General features: G+C 70.4%; 19 protein-coding genes. 9 read left to right on the top strand and 10 right to left on the bottom strand.

Going from position 1 to position 25,440, the window contains the following annotated elements; all coding sequences use genetic code 11:
* Nucleotides 1–8: 8 nt before the first annotated feature.
* From IM767_RS00540 to xylA, 4 genes are all read right to left on the bottom strand, one after another.
* Nucleotides 9–1,637: a response regulator transcription factor gene (locus tag IM767_RS00540; protein WP_109211596.1), complete on the bottom strand. Its 1,629-nt coding sequence runs from the start codon at nucleotides 1,635–1,637 to the stop codon at nucleotides 9–11.
* Complete coding sequence (locus IM767_RS00545) at nucleotides 1,591–1,977, bottom strand: hypothetical protein (RefSeq protein ID WP_194398777.1); 387 nt, start codon at nucleotides 1,975–1,977, stop codon at nucleotides 1,591–1,593. Before IM767_RS00545 ends, IM767_RS00540 begins: the two co-directional genes overlap by 47 nt.
* 177 nt (nucleotides 1,978–2,154) lie before the next feature.
* A complete protein-coding gene (gene xylB / locus IM767_RS00550; RefSeq protein ID WP_109211595.1) occupies nucleotides 2,155–3,459 on the bottom strand; it encodes a xylulokinase in 1,305 nt (434 codons plus the stop codon).
* A 159-nt stretch (nucleotides 3,460–3,618) separates the two neighbouring features.
* Nucleotides 3,619–4,827, bottom strand: coding sequence for a xylose isomerase (gene xylA, locus IM767_RS00555; protein ID WP_109211594.1), 1,209 nt, complete (start codon nucleotides 4,825–4,827; stop codon nucleotides 3,619–3,621).
* 194 nt (nucleotides 4,828–5,021) lie between these two features.
* On the opposite strand from xylA, the gene IM767_RS00560 reads away from it, so the two are divergent.
* A complete protein-coding gene (locus IM767_RS00560; RefSeq protein WP_162564369.1) occupies nucleotides 5,022–6,935 on the top strand; it encodes a glycoside hydrolase in 1,914 nt (637 codons plus the stop codon).
* Between the two features lie 88 nt (nucleotides 6,936–7,023).
* Nucleotides 7,024–8,184 (top strand): COG1470 family protein, encoded by a 1,161-nt coding sequence (locus IM767_RS00565; RefSeq protein WP_109211592.1) that lies wholly within the window; start codon nucleotides 7,024–7,026, stop codon nucleotides 8,182–8,184.
* On the opposite strand, the gene IM767_RS00570 is transcribed toward IM767_RS00565, so the two are convergent.
* Nucleotides 8,136–9,137, bottom strand: coding sequence for a LacI family DNA-binding transcriptional regulator (locus IM767_RS00570; RefSeq protein ID WP_109211591.1), 1,002 nt, complete (start codon nucleotides 9,135–9,137; stop codon nucleotides 8,136–8,138). The genes IM767_RS00565 and IM767_RS00570 overlap by 49 nt on opposite strands.
* Before the next feature lie 103 nt (nucleotides 9,138–9,240).
* Between IM767_RS00570 and uxaC the strand changes: the two genes are divergently transcribed.
* Genes uxaC through IM767_RS00585 form a run of 3 tightly spaced genes read left to right on the top strand, consistent with a single transcriptional unit; the run spans nucleotide 9,241 to nucleotide 13,926 of the window.
* The gene (gene uxaC, locus IM767_RS00575) at nucleotides 9,241–10,716 is read left to right on the top strand and encodes a glucuronate isomerase (protein WP_109211590.1); all 1,476 of its coding nucleotides are present in this window, start codon (nucleotides 9,241–9,243) and stop codon (nucleotides 10,714–10,716) included.
* Nucleotides 10,713–11,948, top strand: coding sequence for a D-mannonate dehydratase ManD (gene manD / locus IM767_RS00580; protein WP_109211589.1), 1,236 nt, complete (start codon nucleotides 10,713–10,715; stop codon nucleotides 11,946–11,948). The genes uxaC and manD (IM767_RS00580) overlap by 4 nt, the downstream gene beginning before the upstream one ends.
* A 13-nt stretch (nucleotides 11,949–11,961) precedes the next feature.
* Nucleotides 11,962–13,926 carry an alpha-glucuronidase gene (locus IM767_RS00585; protein WP_109211588.1) on the top strand — a complete coding sequence of 655 codons (1,965 nt, stop codon included), beginning with the start codon at nucleotides 11,962–11,964 and terminating at the stop codon, nucleotides 13,924–13,926.
* A gap of 74 nt (nucleotides 13,927–14,000) precedes the next feature.
* On the opposite strand, the gene IM767_RS00590 is transcribed toward IM767_RS00585, so the two are convergent.
* From IM767_RS00590 to IM767_RS00610, 5 genes are all read right to left on the bottom strand, one after another.
* Complete coding sequence (locus tag IM767_RS00590; RefSeq protein ID WP_109211587.1) at nucleotides 14,001–14,687, bottom strand: DUF624 domain-containing protein; 687 nt, start codon at nucleotides 14,685–14,687, stop codon at nucleotides 14,001–14,003.
* Nucleotides 14,688–14,722: 35 nt separating this feature from the next.
* Complete coding sequence (locus tag IM767_RS00595; RefSeq protein ID WP_109211622.1) at nucleotides 14,723–16,750, bottom strand: beta-galactosidase; 2,028 nt, start codon at nucleotides 16,748–16,750, stop codon at nucleotides 14,723–14,725.
* A 144-nt stretch (nucleotides 16,751–16,894) separates the two neighbouring features.
* Entirely contained in the window at nucleotides 16,895–18,574 is a 1,680-nt protein-coding gene (locus IM767_RS00600) for an ABC transporter substrate-binding protein (protein ID WP_109211586.1), read from the bottom strand.
* Between the two features lie 31 nt (nucleotides 18,575–18,605).
* A complete protein-coding gene (locus tag IM767_RS00605) occupies nucleotides 18,606–19,520 on the bottom strand; it encodes a carbohydrate ABC transporter permease (protein ID WP_239453443.1) in 915 nt (304 codons plus the stop codon).
* A gap of 29 nt (nucleotides 19,521–19,549) precedes the next feature.
* Nucleotides 19,550–20,578, bottom strand: coding sequence for an ABC transporter permease (locus IM767_RS00610; protein ID WP_109211585.1), 1,029 nt, complete (start codon nucleotides 20,576–20,578; stop codon nucleotides 19,550–19,552).
* Nucleotides 20,579–20,763: 185 nt separating this feature from the next.
* Here IM767_RS00610 and IM767_RS00615 point away from each other — a divergent pair, with 185 nt between their 5' ends.
* From IM767_RS00615 to IM767_RS00630, 4 genes are read left to right on the top strand one after another with little or no spacing between them, the layout of a single operon-like run.
* Complete coding sequence (locus tag IM767_RS00615; RefSeq protein WP_109211584.1) at nucleotides 20,764–21,777, top strand: acetylxylan esterase; 1,014 nt, start codon at nucleotides 20,764–20,766, stop codon at nucleotides 21,775–21,777.
* Complete coding sequence (locus IM767_RS00620; RefSeq protein WP_109211583.1) at nucleotides 21,774–23,123, top strand: mannitol dehydrogenase family protein; 1,350 nt, start codon at nucleotides 21,774–21,776, stop codon at nucleotides 23,121–23,123. The genes IM767_RS00615 and IM767_RS00620 overlap by 4 nt, the downstream gene beginning before the upstream one ends.
* Entirely contained in the window at nucleotides 23,120–24,358 is a 1,239-nt protein-coding gene (manD, locus tag IM767_RS00625; protein ID WP_109211582.1) for a D-mannonate dehydratase ManD, read from the top strand. The genes IM767_RS00620 and manD (IM767_RS00625) overlap by 4 nt, the downstream gene beginning before the upstream one ends.
* Nucleotides 24,359–24,401: 43 nt before the next feature.
* Nucleotides 24,402–25,409: a LacI family DNA-binding transcriptional regulator gene (locus tag IM767_RS00630; RefSeq protein WP_109211581.1), complete on the top strand. Its 1,008-nt coding sequence runs from the start codon at nucleotides 24,402–24,404 to the stop codon at nucleotides 25,407–25,409.
* Nucleotides 25,410–25,440 lie beyond the last annotated feature (31 nt).

Below are 25,440 nucleotides of genomic sequence, written 5' to 3' on the forward strand. Positions count from 1 at the left end.
GTCCGGAGTCAGCCCCCGCGCCGTGCGCCGTGCTCATGCCACCAGGCGGCCGCCGCCGTGCGCGAGCCGACGTCGAGCTTCAGGTAGACGTTGGCGAGGTGCCGGCTCACCGTCTTCTCGCTGATGTACAGCTCAGTGGCGATCTGGCGGTTCGACCTGCCGCGCGCCACCAGCGCGACGATCTCGCGCTCCCGCGCGGTCAGCGGACCGCCGTCCGCCACCGCGGCCGACCCTGTGGTCACGACGACAGGGGGCGCGCCGAGGCGCTCGAAGGTGGCCGCAGCCTGATCCCGCAGCGACGCGGCGAGGACGACCTCGCCCCGTCCCTCATGGGCCGACGCGAGCCAGCACAGCACGTTCGCCTGCTCCCACGGCTGGCGCACTGCCCGGAAGAGCTCGAGCGCGACCTGCAGCCGAGCGATCGCGGCATCCATGTCGCCGGAGCGGACCAGCACCATGCCCTGCGCGTGGGCCGCCCACGCCTGGAATCCGTCGCTGGCGAAGGCATCGGCATCCGTTCGGAGCTCGTCGAGCAGGCGCTCGGCGTCCTCGCGCCGTCCGTTCGCGAGCGCGATCTCGATCGCGGGGCGCAGCAGCCGCACCCGGCCCATCCGGTCGCGCTGCGACAGCGACGCGGTGATCATCGCTGCGGCGCGTTCCGCGTCTCCCTCCGCGAGCACGAGCAGCGCCTCGCCGGGAGCCGGGTCGACGCCGAGCGCGCGCGCCCGGGCATAGGCGCCCCTCGCGCCGGTGGCGTCGCCACGCAGTCGGCGGATCTCACCCACCTGATGCCAGCCCTCCCCCGCGACCCACGGGTGGTCGGATGCGAGGTCGTCGCACACGCGCTGCAGGGCCGCTTCCGCGGCATCCCATTCCCCGCCCGCCGACTGCAGCTCCAGCCGGTGCACACGGCAGACGCCGGCGTACACGACGTCCGCGCCGCGCGCTGCGCACCAGGCCTCGGCCGCCCGAGTCCAGTCGGCCATGCGACGGAAGTCGGCCAGCTCGTGGCACACGTGGATCGTGGTGCACAGCACGTCGCCCGCCCACTCGGCTTCGAGCTCGTCCGATACGACGCACAGCATCGCCTCGTCGAGGTGGGCGAACCCCTCGGCGGTCCGCCCGGCGCGGATGGCGTGCATGCCTGCCACGACGGAGCTCAACGCCGACACGGCGGGCACGCGCAGCTCTTCGGCGAGCTGGCGCATGCGCGCGACGCTCTCTGGGCGCCACATCTCGCCGGTGTCGTCGAGGTCCATGCTCTCCGTGAGATACACCTCGTACGCGTGGCCGCGCCCGTCGGGCAGGTCGGCGAGGATCCTCCGCGCCCTGCGCACCCACGCCTTCCCCACGGTGAGTTCGCCGCGGGTCAGGCGCACCAGCGCGACGACCAGCGCGGCCTCGGCGGCCGCCATGTCGGCGCCCTCGTCGGTCAGCACGCGGAACGCAGCTTCGAGGTGGAGGAGGCCGGCCTCCTGACGGCCGAGCCACCACTCGCACGACGCGAGCGCGCGCAGATCCTCACCCGTGGCCGGCGCACCGCCCCGGGCCGTCGCGAATCCCTCCCGGGCGGCCTTCCAGTCACCGGACCTATATGCCGTCCGCGCTCGCTCGAGGGCGGCGGTGGTGTCCGCCATGCGGGAATGGTACCGCCATCGACGCACGCTGTCCGGGCGATCCCCCGTGACCTCGCTGCCCGCGACCGGGGCGGGAATTCTTCGAGCGGGCCGACAGCGCGTACAGCGCGAGCATGATCGCCATGGTCGTGAGGTAGAAGCCGTGGAGCACCCAGATCGGCCCGAACGGAAGACTCAGCACGTACACCGTGTAGACGGCGTTGCCGACGTTGCCCATCACCAGCGCGCTGAGGCTGTACGAACGCAGGTCGCCGGAACGCACGGCCTTGACCACCATCGGCAGATTGGCCGCGGCGAACAGCACGGTCGAGACCGTCCCGGCGAGCGTCGCAGCATCCATACAGGGAAGATACGGATGCCGCTCACCGCGATACATCGGCCGTTCGATGCATCCCCGTCCGGGGCCGATCTGCATCATTCGCCCGGTGGGCGTCGAAGGCTCAGGAGACGCGCCGGCCGCCACCCGCTGCCCGGCCCCGGATCGGACGGTTCCCCTGAATCGTCGACGCCGACCGTCTCAGACGGCGAGGACGGATGCCGCCTGCCGTGCGGCGCCGAGCGCGACGTACTCGCCCGGCTCGGGCACCTCGACCGGCAGGCCGAGCACGAGCGGCGCGATCTCGCGCACCGCCTGGGACTGGGCGCCGCCGCCGACGAGCAGAGCCCGCTCGAGCGGCACGCCGAGACCTCGCAGCGCCTCGAGCCCGGCGGCGAGCCCCGAGAGCATGCCCTCCACCGCCGCACGAGCGAGGTTCTCGCGCGTCGTCGAGGCGAGGGTCATGCCGCTGAGTGACGCCGTCGCATCGGGAAGGTTGGGAGTGCGCTCGCCTTCGAAGTACGGCACCAGGGTGAGCCCCGCAGCACCGGGCCCCGCTGCCAGGGCGAGACGCGACAGCTCGGCGTGGTCGACGCCGAGCACGCGCCCGATCGCGTCGAGCACGCGCGCGGCGTTGAGCGTCGCCACCAGCGGCAGGAACCGTCCGGTGCAGTCGGCGAAGCCGGCGACCGCGCCGGTCGGGTCGATGGTGCGCTCCTCGCTCACGGCGAAGACCGTACCGCTGGTGCCGATCGACACCACGACGTCGCCGGGGCTGGCGCCGAGCCCCAGAGCAGCGCCCGCGTTGTCGCCGGCGCCTCCGCCGACACGGCGGTCCGCGGCATCCGTCACCCATTCCTGCGGTCCGAGCACGCGCGGGAGCACGGCGTCATGACCGAGCGCGGCGGCCAGGAGCTCGCGATCGTAGCCGCCGGTGGCGGGGTTCCAGTAGCCGGTGCCCGACGCGTCGGACCTGTCGGTGACGAGCTCGTCGAGCACGGGTCCGCGGGACGACTCGCCCTCGGGCCCGAAGCCGCGCAGCCGCCACGTGAGCCAGTCGTGAGGAAGGGCGACAGCGGCGACGCGCGCGGCGTTCTCGGGCTCGTGGTCGCGGAGCCAGCGGAGCTTGGTGATGGTGAAGGATGCCACGGGCACGAGGCCGGTCCGCCGCGCGAGCTCGTCGGCGCCGAACTCGGCCGTGAGGTCGGCGGCGGCCTGCGCCGAGCGCGTGTCGTTCCACAGCAGCGCGTCGCGGATCACGCGGCCGTCGGCGTCGAGCGCGACCATGCCGTGCTGCTGCCCGCCGACCGCCCACGCCTCCACGTCGTCCAGTCCGCCCGCGTCGGCGATCGCCTCCTGCAGCGCGGTCCACCACGCCTCGGGGTCGACCGACGTGCCGTCAGGGTGCGACGCGCGGCCCTGCCGGACGACGGCGCCGGTCGCGGCATCCGTGATCACGACCTTGCACGACTGCGTCGACGAGTCGACTCCCATCACGAGCGTCATCGCTTCTCCTGTGCTGTCTGTCGGGCTCGGTCGCGCCCGCCCCGCAGACCGTGAGACGACAGCGGCGGGACGAGACACCGGGGTTCACCCTGGGTCTCGTCCACCGGCTGTCGTCTCACGGTCGAGCGTGGTCGGAGCGCGGAGGTGGGCCGGGTCGGGTCAGCCGCGGGCGCCGAGCAGGTGCTCGGTGGCCAGCTGCTGGAGGCGGACGAAGCCGAAGCCCTTGCCGCCGAGGTACGCGTTCGCGTCGAAGTCCTCGTAGGCGGAGCGGTCGGCGAGGAAGTCGTCGTACGACTCGCCCTCGTTGAGCGTCGGCACCGAGAGCTCGTCGACCTTCGCGGCGGCGAGCGCCTCCTGCACCTCGGGGTCGGCGCGGAACGCCGCGGCGCGCTCCTTGAGCAGCAGGTAGGTGCGCATGTTCGCAGCAGCCGAGTCCCACACGCCGGTCTCGTCCTCGGTGCGCGAGGGCTTGTAGTCGAAGTGGCGCGGTCCGTCGTATGCGGGCACGCCTCCCGGGCCGCCGTTCTCGAGCAGGTCGACGAGCGCGAACGCGTTGTGCAGGTCGCCGTGGCCGAAGACGAGGTCCTGGTCGTACTTGATGCCGCGCTGGCCGTTGAGGTCGATGTGGAAGAGCTTGCCGTGGTACAGCGCCTGCGCGATGCCGGCGGCGAAGTTCAGGCCCGCCATCTGCTCGTGACCCACCTCGGGGTTGAGGCCGACGAGCTCGGGACGCTCGAGCGAGTCGATGAAGGCGATCGCGTGGCCGAGCGTCGGGAGCAGGATGTCGCCGCGGGGCTCGTTGGGCTTCGGCTCGATGGCGAAGCGGATGTCGTAGCCCTTGTCGGTGACGTAGTCGCCGAGGAGGTTCACGGCCTCGCGGTAGCGCTCGAGGGCGGCGCGGATGTCTTTCGCCGAGTCGTACTCGGCGCCCTCGCGGCCGCCCCACATGACGAAGGTCTTGGCGCCGAGCTCGGCGCCGAGGTCGAGCTGGCGGAACACCTTGCGCAGCGCGAAGCGCCGCACCTGGCGGTCGTTCGACGTGAAGCCGCCGTCCTTGAAGACCGGGGCCGAGAAGAGGTTGGTGGTCACCATCGGGATGATGAGGCCGGTGTCGTCGAGCGCGCCCTTGAGGCGGTCGATCTGGGTCTGGCGCTCGGCGTCGGTCGAACCGAAGGCGAACAGGTCGTCGTCGTGGAAGGTCAGGCCGTACGCCCCGAGCTCGGCGAGCTTCTCGACCGCGTGCACCACGTCGAGGTGGTTGCGGGTCGGGCCGCCGAACGGGTCGGTGCCGTTGTAGCCGATGGTCCACAGACCGAACGAGAACTTGTCGGCGCGGGTCGGGGTCGGTCCTGAGGACTGCGTGGGCATGACGCTCCTTTGCGAGAAATGTTGCTGACGACAACCTATACCAGAACGGATGCCTCGTCCAGCGCGCGACGCGATGCTCCGGCATCGGTTCTTCACCGTGGTCAGCCCTTGACCACCCTCGCCCGGCGCCCTACGTTAACGTTTACATCGGCGCGATAACGTTTACATCGACCGAACAGATTCAAGGGAGAACTGTGAGAAAGACACTGTCGTTACTCGCGGCCGCAGGCCTGGTGGGCGCCGGCTTCGCCGCCGCCCCCGCTGCCTCGGCCGTCGTCACCACCGGGATCGACCTGCAGCCGGAGAGCGTCCAGCAGACGATCGACGGCTTCGGCTACTCGGCCGCCTTCCAGCGGACACACCGACTCAACCTCCTCTCCGACGAGAAGAAGGCGGAGGCCGTCGAGCTGCTCCTCGGCGACTCAGGGGTGGACCCGTCCATCCTGCGCCTCGGCATTGGCGGGCAGTCGACGCCCCCGTACGACTGGATGCTCTCCATCCAGCCGACCGACCCGGGCGGCCCGACGGCGGCGCCGAACTACCAGTGGGACGGCTACGACAACGGGCAGGTGTGGTTCGCGCAGGCCGCTGAGGCGGCCGGCGTGGAGTACATCTACGGCAACGCGTGGACGGCGCCCGGGTACATGAAGACCAACGGCAACGCGGCTTCCGGTGGCGTGCTGTGCGGCCTGTCGGGCACCAGCTGCGCCAGCGGCGACTGGACCACGGCGTACGCCGACTACCTTGTGGCCTGGGCGGACTTCTACAAGCAGGAAGGCGTCGAGATCGACGGCCTGGCCTTCACGAACGAGCCGGACTACACGTCGAGCTACGAGTCGATGCGGTTCACGCCGACGCAAGCCGTCGAGTTCACCAAGAAGTTCGGTCCCATCGCGGATGCCGCCGGGTACGACGTGCTCTGCTGCGAGTCGTTCGGCTGGAACCAGGGCAAGAACTACCACGCGGCGATCCGGGGCGACTCGGAAGCCAGCAAGTGGGTCGACACCCTCACCGCGCACTCGTACGCGAGCCGTTCGGACTCGCCGTACGAGACGGACGGGTCGCTGTGGATGTCGGAATGGGCCTCGTCGTCCAGCGGAACGTTCAACGCGAACTGGGACAGCGCGAGCCCGCTGCAGACGGACGGCCTCCAGATGGCCGACCACATGATGGACGCGCTCACGAAGGCCAACGTCACCGGTTACCTCTGGTGGCTCGGCGTGAGCCAGGGCGGTTCGGTCTCGCTCATGGTGGTCGACGTCGACAACGACACCTACCAGGTGTCGTCACGCCTGTACGGCATGGCCGCCTTCAGCCGCTTCGTGCGGCCGGACGCCGTGCGGTTCGACGCCGTGCACGCCATTCCGGGACTCAAGGTGGCGGCGTTCGACAACGCCGACGGCTCGCGGGTGGTGCAGCTGCTCAACAGCGGCGCCGCACCCGTCACCACCGACATCGATCTGGACGCACAGCCGACCGCCTACCTCAACGACCAGACCCACCAGCTGGTCGCGGTCGATGGCATCGCGACCACCGCAGAGGGGAAGACCGACCTCGTCCTCCCCGCGCGCTCCCTCGTGACGCTGGTCGTCGAGGCGGGCGACGAGGGCACGGGCATTCCGATCGAGGCGACCGTGCCCGAGCCCAGCGAGCCCGGCTCGCTGTCGCTGACCGTAGCGGACTACGGCGACGGTGCGGTGCTGTCGGAGGCCGGGAACGCCGGCGACCGCCTGCGGTTCACGGGCACGCTTCCTGCCGTCACGGTCACCGACTCGCGCAACGCCGAGCAGGCCCGCAGCGGCGGGTGGTCGGTCTCCGGCCAGTCGTCGGACTTCACGGCCGGCGCAGCCGTGGTGGATGCGGGGCACCTCGGCTGGAACCCCAAGCTCGTCACGCCGCGCACCGGCGTCATGGCTGGGGCTGCGGTCGCGACTCTGCTCGGGGGCGGCGAGGGCCTGGCCGCGCCGCACCTCCTCGGTGAGGCGACCGCGGAGGGACGGTTCGGCTCCACGGAGCTCGGCGCCGACCTCGCGCTCGAGGTGCCGGTGGACACCGCACCCGGCACCTACAAGGGCACCCTCGCGATCACCCTCTTCCCCGAGGACTGATCGGACGCCCGACACCGTGCGGCCGGCCGGAGCACCCGGCCGGCCGCACACCGCACCGCACCGCACCGCACCGACAGAGGAACCCGCGATGAACGTCCACCATCCGCTTCCCCGCGCCGTCGTCGCCATCGCCGTCGCGGCGCTGCTCGCGGTTTCGGCCCCCGCCGCGCGCGCGGACGAGGCCGCCCCCGAGACCACCTGGTCGCTCGCGCCCGCCACAGCTGACGGGCCCGATTCGCGCATCTCCCTGCGACACGTCGTCGAGGCGGGTCAGAGCATCGACGACTTCGTGACGCTCACCAACTTCAGCCCGCACCCGGCCACGTTCGACGTCTACGCGAGCGACGGCGTCGTCACCGCGAGTGGCGACTTCGATCTGCTGCCGCCCGGAGAGGCGCCGGTCGACGGCGGCGCCTGGATCAGCGTCGGCGCCGTAGCCGGTGGGACGACCGAGGCGGGCGCGCTCACCGTCGAGGTGCAGCCCGAGACCTCGATCACGATCCCGCTGACCATCACCGTGCCCGCCGGCGCCACACCCGGCGACCATCCCGCCGGCATCGTGGCGCAGTTCGTCCCGGAAGGGGACGGCCCGGTGCAGACGGCGAACCGCGTGGGCGTGCGGGCACATCTGCGCGTGGACGGCGACGTCGTCGCCGCCATCGCGCCCGTCGCCGTGTCGGCGAGCTACGAGCCCTCGTGGAACCCGTTCGCTCCGGGAGTGCTGCGCATCGAGCACCGGCTCGAGAACTCCGGCAACGTGCGACTCGGCGCTCAGACGCGCACGAGCGTGACGGGTCCCTTCGGCCTCTCTCCCGCCGACTCCTCGGAGCAGACGCGCGAGGTACTGCCGGGGCAGTCGAGCCCCTCGTCGGTACGCCTCGAGGTCTGGCCCCTCTTCCTCACCTTCGGGGCGGTCACGGTCGACCCGCTGGTCGTGGGTGAGGATGAGGTCGACGCGCCAGGCGTATCAGCCTCCTCGTTCACCGTCTGGACCGTTCCCTGGTCGCAGCTCCTGCTGCTGCTCATCGTCACGGGTGCGGTCGTCCTGGTCATCGCGCTCCGGCGTCGGTCGCGCGCCGCTCTCCAGGCCCGCATCGACGAAGCCGTGGCGAAGGCGCGCGAGGAGGGCGCAGCAGCCGCCGCGACACCGACCAGTGCGCGCGACGCTGAAGTCGACGCGGATGCCGGTTCGCCGGGCTCTCAGCCGCGCGGAGCGGCGGTCGAGGACCGCACCGCGAGCGTCGGGTGAACGGACCGATGGAGGGACTGCGGCGACGACTCAGCCCCGTCGATTCGGTCGATGAGCAGCCCGACGGCCGCGTCGCCCAGCTCGCGCAGGTCTGCGCCGACGCTCGTGAGCGGCGGCGTCACGAGGCCGGTGACATAGGTGTCGTCGAAGCCGACGAGGCTCACGTCGTCGGGAACCCGGACGCCGGCCTCGGTCCACTGCGCCAGCAGGCCGAGCGCTACGAAGTCGTTGTAGGCGATGACGCCGGTCGACCCCGTCGCCAGGACTTCGGCGGCGACCGCGCGGCCGCCGTCGGAGGTGGGAGCGCAGTCGGCGAGCTCGATGAGCTCGAGGCCCTCGCACCGCGCGGCAGCCGCCGCGATGCCGTGCGCACGCCGCGCCTGCGACCACGAGCGGGCGGGGCCGCCGACGTAGGTCACGCGCCGATGGCCCAGTCCAAAGAGGTGCTCGACCGCCTGGCTCGCAGCGGCGTCCTCATCGATCGTCACGGTCGGCGTCGTGGGCGCCCGATCGCCGAGGTCGCGGTTGATGAGCACGCAGGTGGTCGACTCGGCGACCTCGGCCAGCCGGTCGTCCGTCAGTCGGGACGATGCGAGGATCAGGCCGTCGATCTGCGACCGCAGCGCCCGGACCTCCTCGTCCTCGACGTCGGCCCGTTCGGTGGTGTCGACCACGACCAGCCCGTACCCGCGCTCGCGGCACACGACCTGGGCGCCCTTTGTCATCGAGGCGAAGTAGGGGTTCTCGATGTCGGGGACGACGAGCGCGACGACGCCGGTACGCCCGCGCCGCAGGCTGCTGGCGGCGCGGTTGGGCCGGTAGCCCAGGGCGTCGACGGCGGCGAGGACGCGGTCTCGGGTGTCCTCGGACACCCTGTGCGGTTCGCGCAGCGTGCGCGAGACGGTCGCGATGGACACGCCGGAGCGTGCCGCGACGTCGTGGACGGTCACCATAGCGCGCCCCCCATGTAGGAACCGGACCCATTCTCGCCGAGCGGCGCCGGGAAATCGTGATGAACACTAGAGTAATAACGTTTACACACAAAGGAGTGCATCGATGACACACGCCGTATCCGGGGTCTCCGACGGCTGGTCGCTGCATCCGGATCGCGCCCTTCCGGCCGATCCGGCCATGCGCCCGCTCGCCCGTCGGATCCTCGATGCGACGCAGCGGCTTCCGATCGTCTCGATGCACGGCCACGTCGACGTCGACATGCTCGCCGACGACACGCCCTTCACCGATCCGTCGGCGCTGCTGATCACGCCCGACCACTATCTGGTGCGCATGCTGGTGTCGCAGGCGACCTCGCCGGGAGCGGTCCGCGACGCGGGAGTGCGATCGGCGGCGGACCTCGGTGCCGGCCACGGGGACGTCGAGCAGGATCCTCGCGTCATCTGGCGGCGCTTCTGCGCGGGCTGGCCGGCGTTCCGCGGCACGCCCACCAGGTACTGGCTGGAGCACGTCCTCGCCGACGTGTTCGAGGCGCCGTGCCCGCCCTCCCCCGAGACGGCCGACGCGCTCTACGACCACGTCGCCGAACGCCTGGCGCGCCCCGACTACCGTCCGCGTGCGCTGTTCGAGCGGTTCGGTCTCGAGGTCATGGCGACGACGGATGCCGCGACCTCGCCGCTCTCTTCCCACGCGCAGCTGGCAGCCGACGGCTGGGGCGACCGGGTCATCCCGACCTTCCGACCGGACCCGCTGCTCGAGCCCGGCCGACCGGATTGGAGCCGGCAGCTGGCCGCCCTGAGCGAGACGACGGGCATCGATGCCCACGACTACGACGGCTTCCTCGACGCGCTGCGGGAGCGGCGCCGCGCGTTCGTCGCGGCGGGTGCGCGCGCGACCGATCACGGGCATCTCAGCGCCGACACCACCCCGCTGGACCCCGCCGACGCACGACGGCTGTTCGACCGGGCACGCGCGGGCGAGCTCGGCGCACCCGAGGCGGCGGCCTTCACCGCGAACATGCTGTTCCGCATGGGTGAGATGTCGGCGGACGACGGTCTGGTGATGCAGCTTCATCCGGGCGTCCTCCGCGACCACGACCGCGGCGTCGCCGCCCGCCACGGCCACGATCTCGGCTATGACATCCCCGTCCGCGCGGAGTTCACGCGCGCGCTGCGGCCGCTCCTGGAGGCGTTCGGCCATCACCCGCACTTCCACCTCATCGTGTTCACGGTCGACGAGACCACGTACTCGCGCGAGCTCGCGCCACTCGCCGGCGTCTACCCCGCCGTGCGACTCGGGGCGCCGTGGTGGTTCCTCGACTCCCCCGACGCCATGCGCCGGTTCCGCGAGGCGGTGGTCGACACCGCCGGGCTGCGGAACACGAGCGGCTTCGTCGACGACACGCGTGCGTTCTGCTCGATCCCTGCCCGGCACGACCTGGCGCGACGCATCGACGCCGGATACCTCGCGCGCCTGGTCGCCGAGCACCGGCTGGACCTCGACGAGGCCATGGAGTCGGCGATAGACCTCGCCTACCGGCTCCCCCGCGAGAGCTATCCGTCACCGCGGGGCGACGCATGACCGGCGCGCGCATCCGCTCCGCCGAAGTGCTCGTCGCGAGCCCCTCCCGCAATTTCGTGACGCTGCGGCTCACGACCGAGGACGGCATCGTCGGCCTCGGGGACGCCACGCTCAACGGGCGGGAGCTCGCGGTCGCCTCTTATCTTCGCGACCACGTCGCCCCGCTGCTGATCGGCCGCGACGCCCACCGCATCGAAGACACGTGGCAGTTCCTCTACCGATCGGCGTACTGGCGGCGCGGTCCGGTGACGATGAGCGCCATCGCCGCGGTCGACATGGCGCTGTGGGACATCAAGGGCAAGCTCACGGGGCTGCCGGTGTACCAGCTGCTCGGCGGCGCCTCGCGCACCGGCGCGCTCGTCTACGCGCACGCCTCCGGCGCCGATCTCGACGACCTAGCCGACTCCGTGCACGCCCGCATCGAAGAGGGGTACAAGGCGATCCGCCTGCAGGTGGCGATCCCCGGCATGGGCGGGGGCTACGGGATCTCGTCCGGGCGCGCCAGTGGCGGCCGCTACACCTACGAGCCCGCCAAACGGGCGGGCCTGCACGTCGAGGAGGGCTGGGACTCCAGCCGCTATCTGCGCTATCTGCCCACGATGTTCGAGTGGGCTCGTGCCGAGTTCGGTCCCGAGGTGATGCTGCTGCACGACGCGCACCACCGCCTGACGCCCGTCCAGGCTGCGCGGCTGGCCAAGGACCTCGAACCCTACGACCTGTTCTGGCTCGAGGACATCACCCCGGTCGAGAACCAGGAGTCGCTGCGCCTCGTGCGGCAGCACAGCACGACGCCTCTTGCGATCGGCGAGGTGCTCAACTCGGTGTGGGACTTCCGCACGCTCGTCCAGGAGCAGCTCATCGACTACGTCCGCGCATCGGTGACGCACTCGGGCGGGATCACCCACCTCAAGCGCATCTTCGAGTTCGCGGGGCAGTACCAGATTCGCTCCGGCAGCCACGGCCCCACCGACATCTCGCCCGTCGGGATGGCGGCGGCGCTCCAACTGGATCTCGCCATCCACAACTTCGGCATCCAGGAGCACATGGCGCACGACCGCCTCACCGACGAGGTGTTCCGCACCGGCTTCAGCTGGCACGACGGAGCGATGCACCCGGGCGATGCCCCGGGCCTCGGCGTCGAGTACGACGACGACGCGGCGGCCCGGTTCCCCTACGAGCCCGCGTACCTGCCGACGGCACGGCTGGTCGACGGAACCGTCCACGACTGGTGAGGAGTCTCCGACGATGACCGATGAACACCCCATGTGGCTGCCCGCCGCCGCAACCGCCGGCCTGCGGGGCCGCACCGTCCGGGTCGCGGGCGAAGGCGTGCTGCTCGACACGGTGCGCCGTGAGGCGGCGGCGGCCGGAGCTGCGACCGCCGACGACGCCGACGTCGTGATCGTGCCGGCGGGCGAGGCATCCGCTCTCTGGGACGACCCTCTTCCGCTGGACGACCTCGGCGATGAGGGATTCGTCCTCGCCATGCGCGGCACGAGGGCCGTCGTGGCCTACGGCGGACCCCACGGAGCGCTGTACGGCTGGTTCGCCCTCGTACGCGCGCTCGCGCGCGGCGCAGCGGATGGAGTGAACCGGCACGAGCCGCAGCACGCGCTGCGCATGCTCGACCACTGGGACAACGTCGCGGTCCATCCGCAGATGGGCCAGATCGAGCGCGGCTACGCCGGAGGGTCGATCTTCTACGACGACGGCGAGCTGCGCGCCGATCTCGAGCGCGTCGGGCGGTACGCACGCCTGCTGGCTTCGATCGGCGTCAACCGCGTCACGATCAACAACGTCAATGTCGGCCGCCGCGAGGCGCGCCTGCTGACCGACGACCTCGCGTGGGTCGAGGTCCTCGCCGCGATCTTCCGTCCGTGGGGCATCCGAACGCACCTCTCCGTGAACTTCGCATCGCCCCTGACCCTGGGCGACCTGGAGACCTCGGACCCGCTGGACGCCGATGTGCAGGAATGGTGGCGGCGTGCGGCGGCACGGGTGTACGACCGGATCCCGGACTTCGGCGGCTTCCTCGTGAAAGCCGACTCGGAGGGGCAGCCGGGGCCCTACGCGTACGGCCGGGACCACGCCGACGGGGCGAACATGCTCGCCCGCGCCCTCGCGCCGTTCGGCGGCCTGGTGCACTGGCGCGCTTTCGTCTACAACCACCGGCAGGACTGGCGCGATCGCAAGACCGACCGGGCGCGCGCGGCCCACGACACGTTCGCGCCGCTGGACGGCCGGTTCGACGACAACGTGATCCTCCAGGTGAAGTACGGTCCCCTCGACTTCCAGGCGCGCGAGCCGGTCTCGCCCACGATCCCCGGCATGACGCGCACGCGCGTCGCGCTGGAGCTGCAGGTCACCCAGGAGTACACCGGCCAGCAGCAGCATGCGGTGTATCTGGGCGCGCAGTGGAGCGACATCCTGTCGTGGCGTCCTCGCGGCGACGAGGGCCCGTCGCTCTCGGAGGTGGTGCGAGGCGGCGTGGCCGCGGTCGCGAACGTCGGCGACGACCCGTTCTGGACAGGCCATCCTCTGGCCCAGGCGAACCTGTACGCCTACGGTCGCCTGGCATGGGACTCGGCGCTGGACCCGGGCGAGATCCTCGAGGAGTGGATCGCGCTCACCTTCGGCTCCGACGCCGCCGTGGGTCGCGGCATCCGCTCGATCCTCGACGACTCGTGGCTGACCTACGAGTCCTACACCGCGCCGCTCGGGGTGTGCTTCATGGTGAGCCCCCTCAACCGGCACTACGGGCCCGACGTCGACGGCTACGAGTACTCGCAGTGGGGCACGTACCACTTCGCCGATCGCGACGGGATCGGCGTGGACCGCACGGAGGCGACCGGCACGGGCTACTCGGGGCAGTACCCGGAGCCGTGGCGATCGACGTACGAGTCGCTGGATACCGTGCCGGACGAGCTGATCCTGTTCTTCCACCACGTCCCGTACACGCACCGCCTCCACAGCGGGAAGACGGTGATCCAGCACATCTACGACACCCACTTCGCCGGCGTCGAGCGCGTAGCCGAGATGGCAGGCGCGTGGGAGGCCCTGAACGGACGGATGCCGGGCGACGTGTGGGAGCGCGGGCGCGAGCGGTTCGCCGAGCAGCTGCGGTCGGCGACGGAGTGGCGCGACCAGATCAACACGTACTTCTGGCGCAAGTCGGGTGTGCCCGACGAGCGCGGCCGCACGATCTACTAGCCCGCCCTCTCCGGCCGCCCGGCCCCTCTCCGGCCGCACGATCCCGTGCGACCGGTGAGGGCCGGGTGGAGCCGTCAGGCCTCAGGCGCCACGAAGCGCGCGCGGATGTCGGTGGTCATCGACCTCGAGTTGACCACCGCGAACGCGGCGAAGAACACGCCGAGGAGCGCCAGAACCCAGTCCGACGTGAACGTGACGATCACCGCCGCGATCAGCAGGTACGAGAACGCGCCCAGGGTGACCAGCGGGCGGGCGGCGAGGTAGTAGAGCGCGAGACGCGCGATGTCGCGCGCGCGGAACGAGAAGAACGAGGCGATGACGAGGGCGTTCGCGGCCCAGAGCGCGAGGATCACGAGGAAGACGACCGCCGCCACGACGAAGAAGCCGTCGACGCCTGCGGTGTCGCCGTAGGCGACGGTGATGCCCAGCACTGCGGCCAGCGCGAGAGCCGGCACCCAGACCCACAGCACGTCCACGACGTTGCGGGCGTACGCCTTCCAGAACTGCGGCCACACGGTCAGTTCGTCCGACCGCGCGGCGATCGTCGACATCGCGGCCGAGAACGCCGGACCGACGGGGATGAGGCACAGCGCGTAGAGCGGCACGTTGCTTGCGTCGCGCTCGAGCAGCAGCATCCCGATGAACGCCGGCGCCGCCGCGAGCAGGAAGCACGCCTCCACGAGGAGGTACCAATACACGACGCCGGTCGCCCGGCCGAGGATTCCCCGGCGCGGATCCGGGGCGCCTGCCTCTCGCGTCATGTGATCCATCCTGCCCGGGCCGGGCCGAGTGTCGCTCACGACCCCGCGCCGCCGGCGGTCTCGACGACGACGACACCGGTGGCGGGCACCGGGAGCGACTGCCCCGCCGCGACGGTGCGTCCGGTCAAGAGGTCCACGCCGTCCCACGGTGCACGCACCTCTACCGCCTCGGCGCGGTGGTTCAGAAGGAATTCGTACCGGCGGCCGTCGACCACGCGGCTCGTGTGCTCGAGATCGCGCACGTCGGCGAATGCGCCGAGGCAATCGCGCTCGGCGAGCGCGTGCCGCACCACCCAGTCGACGCCCTCCTGGTCGAGGACGGTGCCGACGTACCAGGCGCTGCCCTCGCCGAACGCGTGCCGCGTGACCGCCGGCGTGCCGTCGTAGAAGTCGGTGGTGTAGTAGCCGACGGGCTCCGCGCCCTGCGGGATCACGAGGTCGAAGACGTGGTGCGCGCGGACGCGCAGCTCGGGCTCGCCCGGCAGCAGCAGCGCCACCTCGTTCGGCTGATCCGGCGGCAGCGAGTCGGTCTCGTCGACCCGCACGCCGCACAGCTCGCCCAGCGGACCGGGCACATCCATCAAGAAGGCGTTGTCGTCCTCGTCGACGCGGCCCGACACGACGGTCGTCACGACGGTGCCGCCCCGGCGGGCGACATCCGACAGCCGGGTCGCGGCATCCCCCTTCAGCATGTGCAGGAACGGTGCGAAGACGACGTCGTAGCCCGACAGGTCGGCCGTCGCCGCGACGACGTCCACGAGCGCTCCGGCCTGCCACAGCGCCTCGTAGTACGACACCAGCTGCCGCTCGTAGCCGACCGCCCGGCTGTAGCCGTCGGACATCTCCAGCGCCCACCACGAGTCCCAGTCGAAGAGCACCGCCACGCGGGCAGGCGTCCGCCCGCCGAGGAGGCGATCACCGACCTTCTCGAGCTCGGCGCCCAGCGCTGCGACCTCGCCGAAGGCGCGGGTGTCGGTGCGCCCGGCATGGTTGAGCACGGCGCCGTGGTACTTCTCGGAGGCTCCCCTGCTGTGCCGCATCTGGAAGAAGAGCACCGAATCGGACCCGTGCGCGACGGCCTGCCACGACCACAGCCGCATCTGCCCCGGACGCTTGACCGGGTTGTAGTCACGGGTCGCGGTCATCGTCGGCGTCTGCTCCATGAGCCAGAAGGGCTGGCCGTCCTTCAGCCCGCGCATCAGCGCGTGCGAGAGCGCCATGCGCGAGACGGGCGAGCCGTCGGTCGGGTAGTTGTCCCACGACGCGAAGTCGAGGTGCGGCGCCCACCGGTGGTAGTCGAGGTGGCGGTAGATCGCCATCATGTTGGTGGTCACCGGCAGATCGGAAAACGCGCGGATCGCATCCTTCTCCTCGCGGAAGGACCGCAGGATGTTGTCGGTGTTGAACCTCAGGTAGTCCAGGGTGATGCCCTGGAAGGCGGTGTGGTTCGGCCCGCGCCAGTGCTCCGACAGCATGTTCGGCGGAACGATCTGCTCCCAGTCGGTGAAGCGGTGCGACCAGAAGTCCGTGTTCCACGCCTCGTTGAGCCGGTCGAGCGACCCGTGCCGCTCGCGCAGCCAGGTGCGGAACTCCGCGGCGCACAGGTCGCAGTAGCACTGGCCGCCGTACTCGTTGTTGACGTGCCAGGCGACGACGGCGGGATGCCCGGCGAAGCGTTCGGCGATGCGAGAGGCCACGGCCACCGAGAGCCGCCGGTAGGCGGGCGACGAGGCGCACGCGTTGTGGCGCACCCCGAAGACGTGCCGGCGCCCCTCGAAGTCCGTGCGGCAGACCTCGGGGTAGCGATGCGCGAGCCACGGCGGAACGGCGGCTGTGCCCGTCGCCAGGCACACCTTCCGGCCCTCCGCGTGCGCGCGGTCGAGGATGCGCTCGAGCGTCGACAGGTCGTAGGTTTCCTCGTCGGGCTGAGTCAGCGACCACGTGAACACGCCGACGGTGAGCAGGTCGATGCGCGCGAGGTCGAAGGCCCGGTAGTCCTCGTCCCACACGGCGTCGCCCCACTGCTCGGGGTTGTAATCGCCGCCGTACGGGATCTTGTCCATGTCCGGCAGGGTCACGTGCGCATCTCCAGGGGTCTCGAGGTCGGGGTCAGGGGTCGAGGTCAGGGTCGAGGTCGGGCGGGGAGGATTCCCGATGGGATGCCGCGGCCCCGCGCCGTCGAGGGCGCGGGGCCGTGGCATCCGTCGTCAGCCGTTGTTCTCGGCGTAGCGCTGCTGGGCGCTGTTGACGATGTCGAGGTACTGCGTCATGTTCATGCCGTCGAGCTCGGCCACGTAGGCGTCCCACTCGTCGAGCGAGCGCTGACCGAGGATGAAGGCGGCGGTGTTCTGGTACACGTGGTCCTTCAGCGCCGACTGGTACAGCGACACCTGCTCGCGCTCCACCTCGCTCAGCGGGGCGGGCGGCGGCAGCTCGAGGATCTTCTTCGTCGACATGTCCTCGACGAAGGCGAGTGCCTCCTCCGGCAGCATCGAGCGGTCGAGGTCGACCGACGAGCCGTGCACGAGCATCCACACGCCGTTGGAGAAGCCGTAGTCGGCCTGGAGGTTCTCGGGCGCGCCCGGGTTGATGCCCATCGCGGTGATGCCCGGGTCGAGCACCCGCTTGCCGTCGGCCTCCTTGGTGTACGTCTCGCCCTCGACTCCCCACTTGGCGAACTCGAGGCCCTCGTCGGAGTAGTAGAGCCAGTCCAGGAACTGCAGCAGCGCGAGGAAGTTCTCGGACTCCTGCACCTCCGACGACAGCATGAAGCCGCTCACCAGGCGCTGGCCGTACTGGAAGTTGTCGCCCGCGGGGCCGGCCGGCACGCGGATGAGCGCGAGGTCACCGGCGGTGCCGAGCTCCTGGAGCGTCTGCCGGTAGCCGATGATCTCCTGGTTGTTCGTGCCGACGGAGAGCGCCTGACCCGAAGCGACCTTCTGCTTGGCCTGGTCGTCGTCCTGCGTCAGCGCCTCGGGGTCGAGCAGTCCGTCCTCCACGAGCGACGCGTAGAACTCGACGAGCTCCTTGTACTCGTCGGTCGCGCCGGTGTACACGAACTCCCCGCCGTCCCACGTGAGGCCCTGGCCGAAGCCCCAGCCGGCGGCTGTGCCGAAGTTCGGGGAGACGAACTGCAGCGTGCCCTCGATGGGACCGTTGGCCGACCAGCGGTCGGTCATCGGGTAGAGGTCGGGGTAGGCCTCCTTGACGGTCTCGAGCTGGTCGCGGAACTCGTCGAACGTCTCGGGCTCGAGGCTCAGGCCCAGCTCCTCCCAGACGTCGGAGCGGACCGCGAAGGTGTACTCGGGTCGCGGCTCCTCGCGGAAGCCGGGGAACAGGTAGTACTTGCCGTCCTCCTGGCGCAGCTGGTCGAGGTCGGCCTCGAGGCCCCACTTCTCGACTTTGTCCATGTAGTTCGGCATGTACTGCACGAAATCGCTCGCGGGAAGGATCGCGCCGCCCGCGACGAACGCCACTTCCTGACCGGGATACGTCACCGAGACGATGTCGGGTGCGTCGCCGGCGCCGATGACGAGCGACTTGCGCTGGTCCCACTCGCTCAGCGGCGCGCTCACGATGTCGAACGTGACGTTCTGGTTCTTCTCCAGCTCGCTGAGGATCAGCCAGTTCTCGTCGATCGGGTAGTTGGGGTGGTCGCGATAGAACAGGCCGAACTCGACCGCTTCGGTGGCCGTGAAGGTGTCGCCGACGCCGTAGTCCTCCATCGCGCCGACATCCTTGCCGGTGAAGTCGAACTCGCCCGTCTCGGTCTCGCCGCCGCCGTCGCCGGAGGAGCCGCAGCCGCTGAGCACGAGGCCACCGGCCGCGAGCACGGCGACCGCCATGAGGGCGCTTCGGCGCGCCCTCCGCGTCACTTGCTGTGTCATGGGGTTTTCCTTTCTGGGGGTGAGGGCGGCGTCACTGCTTGACGGAGCCGAGCATGACGCCGGAGACGAAGTACTTCTGGATGAAGGGGTAGAGGCAGACGATCGGCAGCACCGTCAGGAGCATGGTGACGGCCTTCACGTTGGAGGCCACCTGGGTCGCTTCGCCGCCGCTGCTGCCGGCACCGAGGGCCTCCGTCCCCGTCGCCGCGGCGAGCAGATTCCGGAGGTAGACGGTGACCGGATACAGCTCGGCCTTGTCCATGTAGAGGAAGGCGGCGAACCATGAGTTCCAGAACGAGACCGCGTAGAAGAGCACCATGGTCGCGATGACGGCCTTGCTCAGCGGCAGCACGATCTTCCAGAGGATGCCGTAGGTGGTGAGGCCGTCGATGGCCGCGGCCTCTTCGAGGTCTTCGGGGAAGCTCTCGAAGAAGGACTTCATGACGAGCAGGTTGAACACGCTGATCGCGTTGGGGATGACGATCGCCCAGATCGTGTTCTTGAACCCGAGCGTGTTGATCAGGATGTAGTTCGGGATGAGGCCGCCGTTGAAGAACATCGTGAAGACGGCGAGACCGATGAAGATCGCGCGGCCCTTGAGGTCCTTCTTCGACAGCGCGTAGGCGAACGTCGTCGTCAGCGCCATCGCGATCACCGTCGCCACGACGGTGTACACCACGGTGTTGCCGTAGTTGCGCCAGAAGAGCGGGTCGCCCATGACGTACCCGAACGTCGTCACGTTGAAGCCCTTGGGGATCAGGTTGACCTGTCCTGAGTTGATGTAGGCCTCGGAGCTGAACGCCTGCGCCACCACGTTCAGGAACGGGTAGAGCGTGACGAAGCAGATGACGAGGATCAGCACCGCGTTCACCACGCGGAACGCGGTGTAGCTGCGCGAGTCCCGGATGCCGCCCTGCGTGGACGGACGGAAGATTCGGTTGGACATGCGGCGCGGCATGGTCCGGAGGCTTTCGGTCACCACAGGCTCGTCCCCACGGCTCGGCGCGAGATCGCGTTGGCGGTCAGGATCAGGGTCAGGCCGATGAGCGCCTCGAACAGGCCGATGGCGGTCGCGTACGAGAAGTTGCTCGAGATGATGCCGACCCGGTACAGGTAGGTCGAGATGACGTCGGCCGTCGGATACAGCAGCGGGTTGTACAGGAGCAGGATCTTCTCGAAGCCCACCGCCATGAAGGTTCCGATGTTGAGGATGAGCAGCACGATCATGGTCGGGCGGATACCCGGAAGCGTCACATGCCAGATCTGCCGCCACCGGTTCGCGCCGTCGATGCGCGCGGCCTCGTAGAGCTGCGGGTCGATGGTGGTCAGCGCGGCGAGGTAGAGGATGGTGCCCCACCCGACCGTCTGCCAGATCTCGGAGCCGACGTAGATCGGCGGGAACCACTGCGGAAGCTGCATGAAGGGGATCGCCTCGCCGCCGAAGAACTCGATCCCCTGATTGATCGAGCCGCGCAGCGCGGTGAGCTGCAGCACCATGCCGGCCACGATCACGACCGACATGAAATGCGGCAGGTACGAGATCGACTGGGCGATGCGCTTGAACGCGCCCGAGCGCAGCTCGTTGAACATCAGCGCCAGGATGATCGGCAGCGGGAAGACGATGAGGAGGGTCAGTCCGCCGAGGATCAGCGTGTTCCCGAAAGCGCGCCAGAACGTCGGGTCGTTGATGAAGAGCTCGACGTAGCGCAGCCCCACCCATTCGTCGCCGAACATGCTGCCGCCGGGCCGGAACCTCCGGAACGCGATGACGTTTCCGGCCATCGGGATGTACCGGAAGATCAGCAGGAACACCACGGGCAGGATGAGCAGCGTGTAGAGGCGCCAGTCCTTCTTCAGCGCCTTGCGCCAGGTCCGGCGGGGTGCGCGCGGGGGCTTGCGGTCGCGCCGCCCGCCTCCGGACGATCTGCCCGCTTGCCGAGCCTCGTCTTCCTCCGCACGCAGCTCGATCGCATCCGCGATCACGAGGTTGCTGTTGACCGACATACGCTCCCTTGCGGCTGTCCGGAGACCGTGTCACCGAGTGTGTGATGATGGCGCGAAAGTTTCGTCTTCCGCTTCGATACATGTGACGCTAGCCTTGACGCGAGCCGATGTCAACGTTTTCATTGGATCGACGACAACCGGACCGATCGGCCCGTCACGGGCGTCGAGGGGAGAACTGCAGGACGATGGCACGCTTCGACATGGCCGAACCCGAACTGGCGCGCTACCGTCCGCAGGTCGATGCGCCGACCGATTTCGACGTGTTCTGGCAGGCGACGCTGGCCGAGTCGCGCGCTGCCGGCGGCTCGGTCAGCCGCGTGCGGCTGGACGGGCCGCTCGAGCTGGTAGACGTCGACGACGTGGTGTTCCCCGGGTTCGCGGGCGATCCCGTCCGGGCGTGGTTCGTGCGTCCCCGGGAAGCGAGCGGACCGCTGCCCGCGGTGGTGGAGTTCGTCGGCTACGGTCGCGGACGCGGACTGCCCCTCGAGAGGCTGCACTGGCCGAACGCCGGATTCGCGCAGCTGATCGTCGACACCCGGGGGCAGGGGTCGACCTGGGGCACGGGCGGGAGCACGCCCGATCCGCACGGGTCGGGCCCGGCCGCGACGGGGTTCCTCACCCGCGGCATCGAGGATCCGGCGACCTACTACTACCGCCGCGTCTTCACCGACGCCGTGCGCGCGGTGGATGCGGTGCGTGGGTTCGACGAGGTCGACCCCGGCCGCGTCGCCGTCACCGGCAACAGCCAGGGCGGCGCCATCGCCATCGCTGCCGCCGGTCTGTCGTCGGGACTCATCGGCGCCCTGCCGACGGCGCCGATCCTGTCGCACCTGCGACGCGTGGTCGGCTTCACCGATGCCGACCCGCACGCCGAGATCGCGCGCTACCTGTCGGTCCACCGCGACGCGCAGGACCGCGTCTTCCGCACGCTGTCCTACTTCGACGGCGTGAGCTTCGCGCAGCGGGCCGATGCCCCGGCGCTGTTCGGGGCGGGCCTCATGGACACGATCGCACCGCCGTCGGGCGTGTACGCGGCGGCCAATCACTGGCTCGGGGGCGCCGAGATCGTCGCCTACCCGTGGAACGGGCACGAAGGCGGCGAGGGCGCCCACCACGTGCGCCAGCTCGAGTGGCTGCGCGCACACGTGTCGGCCGAGACCGGCAGCACCGCGCTGCGGAAGAGCACGGTGGTGTCATGACGGATGCCGCGCCCCGCCTCACCCGCGCCGCCATGCTCCGTGCGGGCACCAGCCTGCCCGTGCCGCCCGTTCGCATCGTCCACCTCGGCGTCGGCGGGTTCCATCGCGCCCACCAGGCGTGGTTCACCGCCCGCGCTGCCGGCGGCGAGCAGTGGGGCATCGCCGCCTTCACCGGGCGCAGCGCCGACGTCGCGGAGCGACTGGCTCCGCAGGACGGCTTGTTCACGCTGGTGCAGCGCGGCGCGACCGGGGACGAGTTCGAGGTGGTGGGCAGCATCGCCGAGGTGCACGAGGCCTCGTCGCCGCGATTCGCCGAGCTCGTCACCGCGCCCGACACCGCCGTCATCACGCTCACGATCACCGAGGCCGGCTACCACCTGGACGCCGCCGGAGCGCTCGACATGACCGACCCCGACATCGCGCACGACGTGGACGCCATTCGTCGCGGAGGCACGACCGCGCGCACGCCGATCGCACGCCTGACACACGCCCTGCACCTGCGTCACGAGAGCGGCGCCGGACCCGTCGCCGTCGTCTCCTGCGACAACCTCCCCCGCAACGACCGCGCGGTCCAGGGTGCGGTAGCGCGGTTCGCCGCCGCCTGCGGGTGGGACGCCACGCGGTGGCCCGTCTCGTTCGTCGCGTCGAGCGTGGACCGCATCACCCCCCGCACGACCGCGGCAGACACCCGTGAGGTCGAACAGGAGACCGGGTGGCGCGATGCGGGCGTCGTCGTGACCGAGCCGTTCGCCGACTGGACGATGAGCGGAGTGTTCCCGGCGGGACGGCCGCGATGGGAGTCCGCCGGCGCCCGCTTCGTGGCCGACATCGAGCCGTACGAGCGCCGCAAGCTGCTCGTCCTCAACGGCGGCCACCTCGTGCTCGCCTTCGGCGGTCTGCTCCGCGGACACGCCACCGTCGCCGACGCGATGGGCGACCCGGCCTGCCGGGACGCCTTGGAGCGGTTCTGGGCCGAGGCCGTCGTGGCCGTGGGTGGCGACATCGAAACCGACGAGTACCGCCGCGCGCTGACGGAGCGCTTCGAGAACGCCCGCATCGCCCATCACCTCTCCCAGATCGCTGTCGACACCGCCACCAAGCTCCGGCTGCGCATCGTGCCGGTGCTGCACGCCTCCCTCGCCGGCGGCCGTGATCCGCGCGCGGCGCTGGACGTGCTGAGCGAGTGGGCGGCGTGCCGGCGCGCCGGACTGATAGAGAAGGGTCGTACGCCGGAAGAGCTGCGCACCGATCTCATCGCCGGCCTCGATGCGGGACTCGCCGCCACCATCGTCACGGCCACCGAGCCCACCCTCCACCCCGCCGCACTCGCTGAGGAGAGCACATGATCATCGACCGGGCCGAAGTCATCGTCACCAGTCCCGACCGCAACTTCGTCACGCTGAAGCTGACCACCGACGACGGCCTGGTCGGCCTCGGCGACGCGACCCTCAACGGGCGCGAGCTCGCCGTCGTCGCGTATCTGCGCGAGCACGTCGTGCCGCTGCTGCTGGGCCGCGACGCGCACCGCATCGAGGACACGTGGCAGTTCCTGTACCGCTCGGCGTATTGGCGACGTGGGCCCGTCACGATGGCCGCCATCGCCGCCGTCGACGTGGCGCTGTGGGACCTGAAGGCGAAGGCGGCGGGGATGCCGCTCTACCAGCTCCTCGGCGGCGCGTCGCGCACGGGGCTCCTGGCCTATGGTCACGCCTCGGGCAAGGATCTGCCCGAACTCTTCGACTCGATCCGCAGCCACCTCGCACAGGGGTACCGCGCGATCCGCGTCCAGACCGGGGTGCCTGGCCTGAAGTCGATCTACGGCATCGCCTCGAACGCGACGTATGAGGCCAACACCGGCGTCCGCTACGACCACGAGCCTGCGCAGCGCGGTGCCCTGCCGAACGAGGAGGACTGGGACACCCGCTCGTACCTGCGCCACGTGCCCACCGTCTTCGAGGCGGTCCGCGCAGAGTTCGGCCCCGAGCTGCCGCTTCTGCACGACGGCCATCACCGCATGACGCCGGTGCAGGCGGCGCAGCTGGGCAAGTCGCTGGAGCCCTACGACCTGTTCTGGCTCGAGGACTGCACGCCGGCCGAGAATCAGGAGGCGCTGCGGCTCGTCCGGCAGCACACCACCACGCCGCTCGCCATCGGCGAGATCTTCAACACGGTGTGGGACTACCAGCAGATCATCCGCGAGCAGCTGATCGACTACGTGCGCTCGGCCGTCACCCACACCGGCGGAATCACCCACCTCAAGAAGGTGCTCGACTACGCATCGCAGTATCAGATCAAGTCGGGCATGCACGGACCGACCGACATCTCGCCCGTCGGCATGGCCGCCGCTCTGCACCTCGGTCTCGCGATCCACAACTTCGGCATCCAGGAGTACATGAAGCACGGAACGCGGACGGATGCGGTGTTCCGACAGTCCTTCACGTGGGAGGACGGGATGCTGCACCCCGGCGACGTGCCGGGCATCGGCGTGGACCTCGACGTGGATGAAGCGGGCCGCTATCCCTACGTGCAGGCCTACCTGCCGTTCAACCGCCTCGGAGACGGGACGGTGCACGACTGGTGACTGTTTCGCGCGGATCGCAAAACTTTCGGAATACGATCACACCATGAGCGACACCACCCGCGTGACCCTCGCCGCGATCGCCGCGGAAGCCGGCGTCTCGCTCGCGACCGTGTCGAAGGTGCTCAACGGCCGCACCGATGTCGCCCCGGCGACGCGGGCGCGTCTGGAGACCGAGCTGGCGCGCCACGGCTACACCCGCCGATCGGCCAAGCAGCGCAGCGAGTTCGTCGAGCTCGTGTTCCACGAGCTCGAGCCGAGCTGGTCGATGGAGGTCATCGAGGGCGTCGAGGACGTCGCGCACGCCGCGGGCCTCTCGGTCGTTCTCACGGTCAGCGGCGACCGCCACACCCCCGGTGCGGACTGGATCGACGGCGTCCTGCGTCGCCGGCCGGTGGGTGTCGTCCTGGTGTTCTCCGACATCGCGCCGCGACTGCGCGACAAGCTGCGCGCCCAGGGCATCCCGTTCGTCATCGTGGATCCGGCCGGCGACCCCTCCCCCGACGTGCCGTCGGTGGGATCGGCCAACTGGTCGGGCGGGCTCATGGCCACGCGCCATCTCATCGAACTGGGTCACCACCGCATCGCGGCGATCACCGGCCCCGAGGACATGATGTGCTCTCTGGCGCGCGTCGACGGGTACCGCTCCGCGATGAACGCCGCCGGCCTGCCGATCGACCCCGCCCTCATCCGGTTCGGCGACTTCCACCCGGGCGGCGGCGAGGCCGCCGGCCGCGAGCTGCTGGCGCTGGAGGACCCACCCACCGCCATCTTCGCGGGGAGCGACCTGCAGGCGCTCGGTGTCATCGCGGCCGGATCCGCCGCCGGACTCCGCGTCCCGGAGGACCTCTCCGTGGTGGGCTACGACGACATCGCCCTGTCGCGGTGGATGAGCCCCCAGCTCACGACGGTGCATCAGCCCCTCCGCCGCATGGGCGAGGAGGCGACGCGGCTCGCGCTGCGCCTCGCCGACGGAGCGCAGCCCGACACCCTCCGGATGGATCTCGCGACCCATCTCGTGGTGCGCGGCAGCACGGCGTCCCCGCACGACTGATGACGGGAGCGGATGCCGCGTCCGCTGCTCG

The sequence above is a fragment of the Microbacterium ureisolvens genome, assembly GCF_015278315.1.
GTDB classification, from domain to species: domain Bacteria; phylum Actinomycetota; class Actinomycetes; order Actinomycetales; family Microbacteriaceae; genus Microbacterium; species Microbacterium ureisolvens.

Excerpts from the sequence above, each read along its gene's own strand:
- IM767_RS00540 (WP_109211596.1), bottom strand. The coding sequence starts at position 1,637 with ATGGCGGACACCACCGCCGCCCTCGAGCGAGCGCGGACGGCATATAGG.
- IM767_RS00545 (WP_194398777.1), bottom strand. The coding sequence starts at position 1,977 with ATGGATGCTGCGACGCTCGCCGGGACGGTCTCGACCGTGCTGTTCGCC.
- xylB (WP_109211595.1), bottom strand. The coding sequence starts at position 3,459 with ATGACGCTCGTGATGGGAGTCGACTCGTCGACGCAGTCGTGCAAGGTC.
- xylA (WP_109211594.1), bottom strand. The coding sequence starts at position 4,827 with ATGCCCACGCAGTCCTCAGGACCGACCCCGACCCGCGCCGACAAGTTC.
- IM767_RS00565 (WP_109211592.1), top strand. The coding sequence starts at position 7,024 with ATGAACGTCCACCATCCGCTTCCCCGCGCCGTCGTCGCCATCGCCGTC.
- IM767_RS00570 (WP_109211591.1), bottom strand. The coding sequence starts at position 9,137 with ATGGTGACCGTCCACGACGTCGCGGCACGCTCCGGCGTGTCCATCGCG.
- uxaC (WP_109211590.1), top strand. The coding sequence starts at position 9,241 with ATGACACACGCCGTATCCGGGGTCTCCGACGGCTGGTCGCTGCATCCG.
- manD (WP_109211589.1), top strand. The coding sequence starts at position 10,713 with ATGACCGGCGCGCGCATCCGCTCCGCCGAAGTGCTCGTCGCGAGCCCC.
- IM767_RS00585 (WP_109211588.1), top strand. The coding sequence starts at position 11,962 with ATGACCGATGAACACCCCATGTGGCTGCCCGCCGCCGCAACCGCCGGC.
- IM767_RS00590 (WP_109211587.1), bottom strand. The coding sequence starts at position 14,687 with ATGACGCGAGAGGCAGGCGCCCCGGATCCGCGCCGGGGAATCCTCGGC.
- IM767_RS00595 (WP_109211622.1), bottom strand. The coding sequence starts at position 16,750 with ATGGACAAGATCCCGTACGGCGGCGATTACAACCCCGAGCAGTGGGGC.
- IM767_RS00600 (WP_109211586.1), bottom strand. The coding sequence starts at position 18,574 with ATGACACAGCAAGTGACGCGGAGGGCGCGCCGAAGCGCCCTCATGGCG.
- IM767_RS00605 (WP_239453443.1), bottom strand. The coding sequence starts at position 19,520 with ATGTCCAACCGAATCTTCCGTCCGTCCACGCAGGGCGGCATCCGGGAC.
- IM767_RS00610 (WP_109211585.1), bottom strand. The coding sequence starts at position 20,578 with ATGTCGGTCAACAGCAACCTCGTGATCGCGGATGCGATCGAGCTGCGT.
- IM767_RS00615 (WP_109211584.1), top strand. The coding sequence starts at position 20,764 with ATGGCACGCTTCGACATGGCCGAACCCGAACTGGCGCGCTACCGTCCG.
- IM767_RS00620 (WP_109211583.1), top strand. The coding sequence starts at position 21,774 with ATGACGGATGCCGCGCCCCGCCTCACCCGCGCCGCCATGCTCCGTGCG.
- manD (WP_109211582.1), top strand. The coding sequence starts at position 23,120 with ATGATCATCGACCGGGCCGAAGTCATCGTCACCAGTCCCGACCGCAAC.
- IM767_RS00630 (WP_109211581.1), top strand. The coding sequence starts at position 24,402 with ATGAGCGACACCACCCGCGTGACCCTCGCCGCGATCGCCGCGGAAGCC.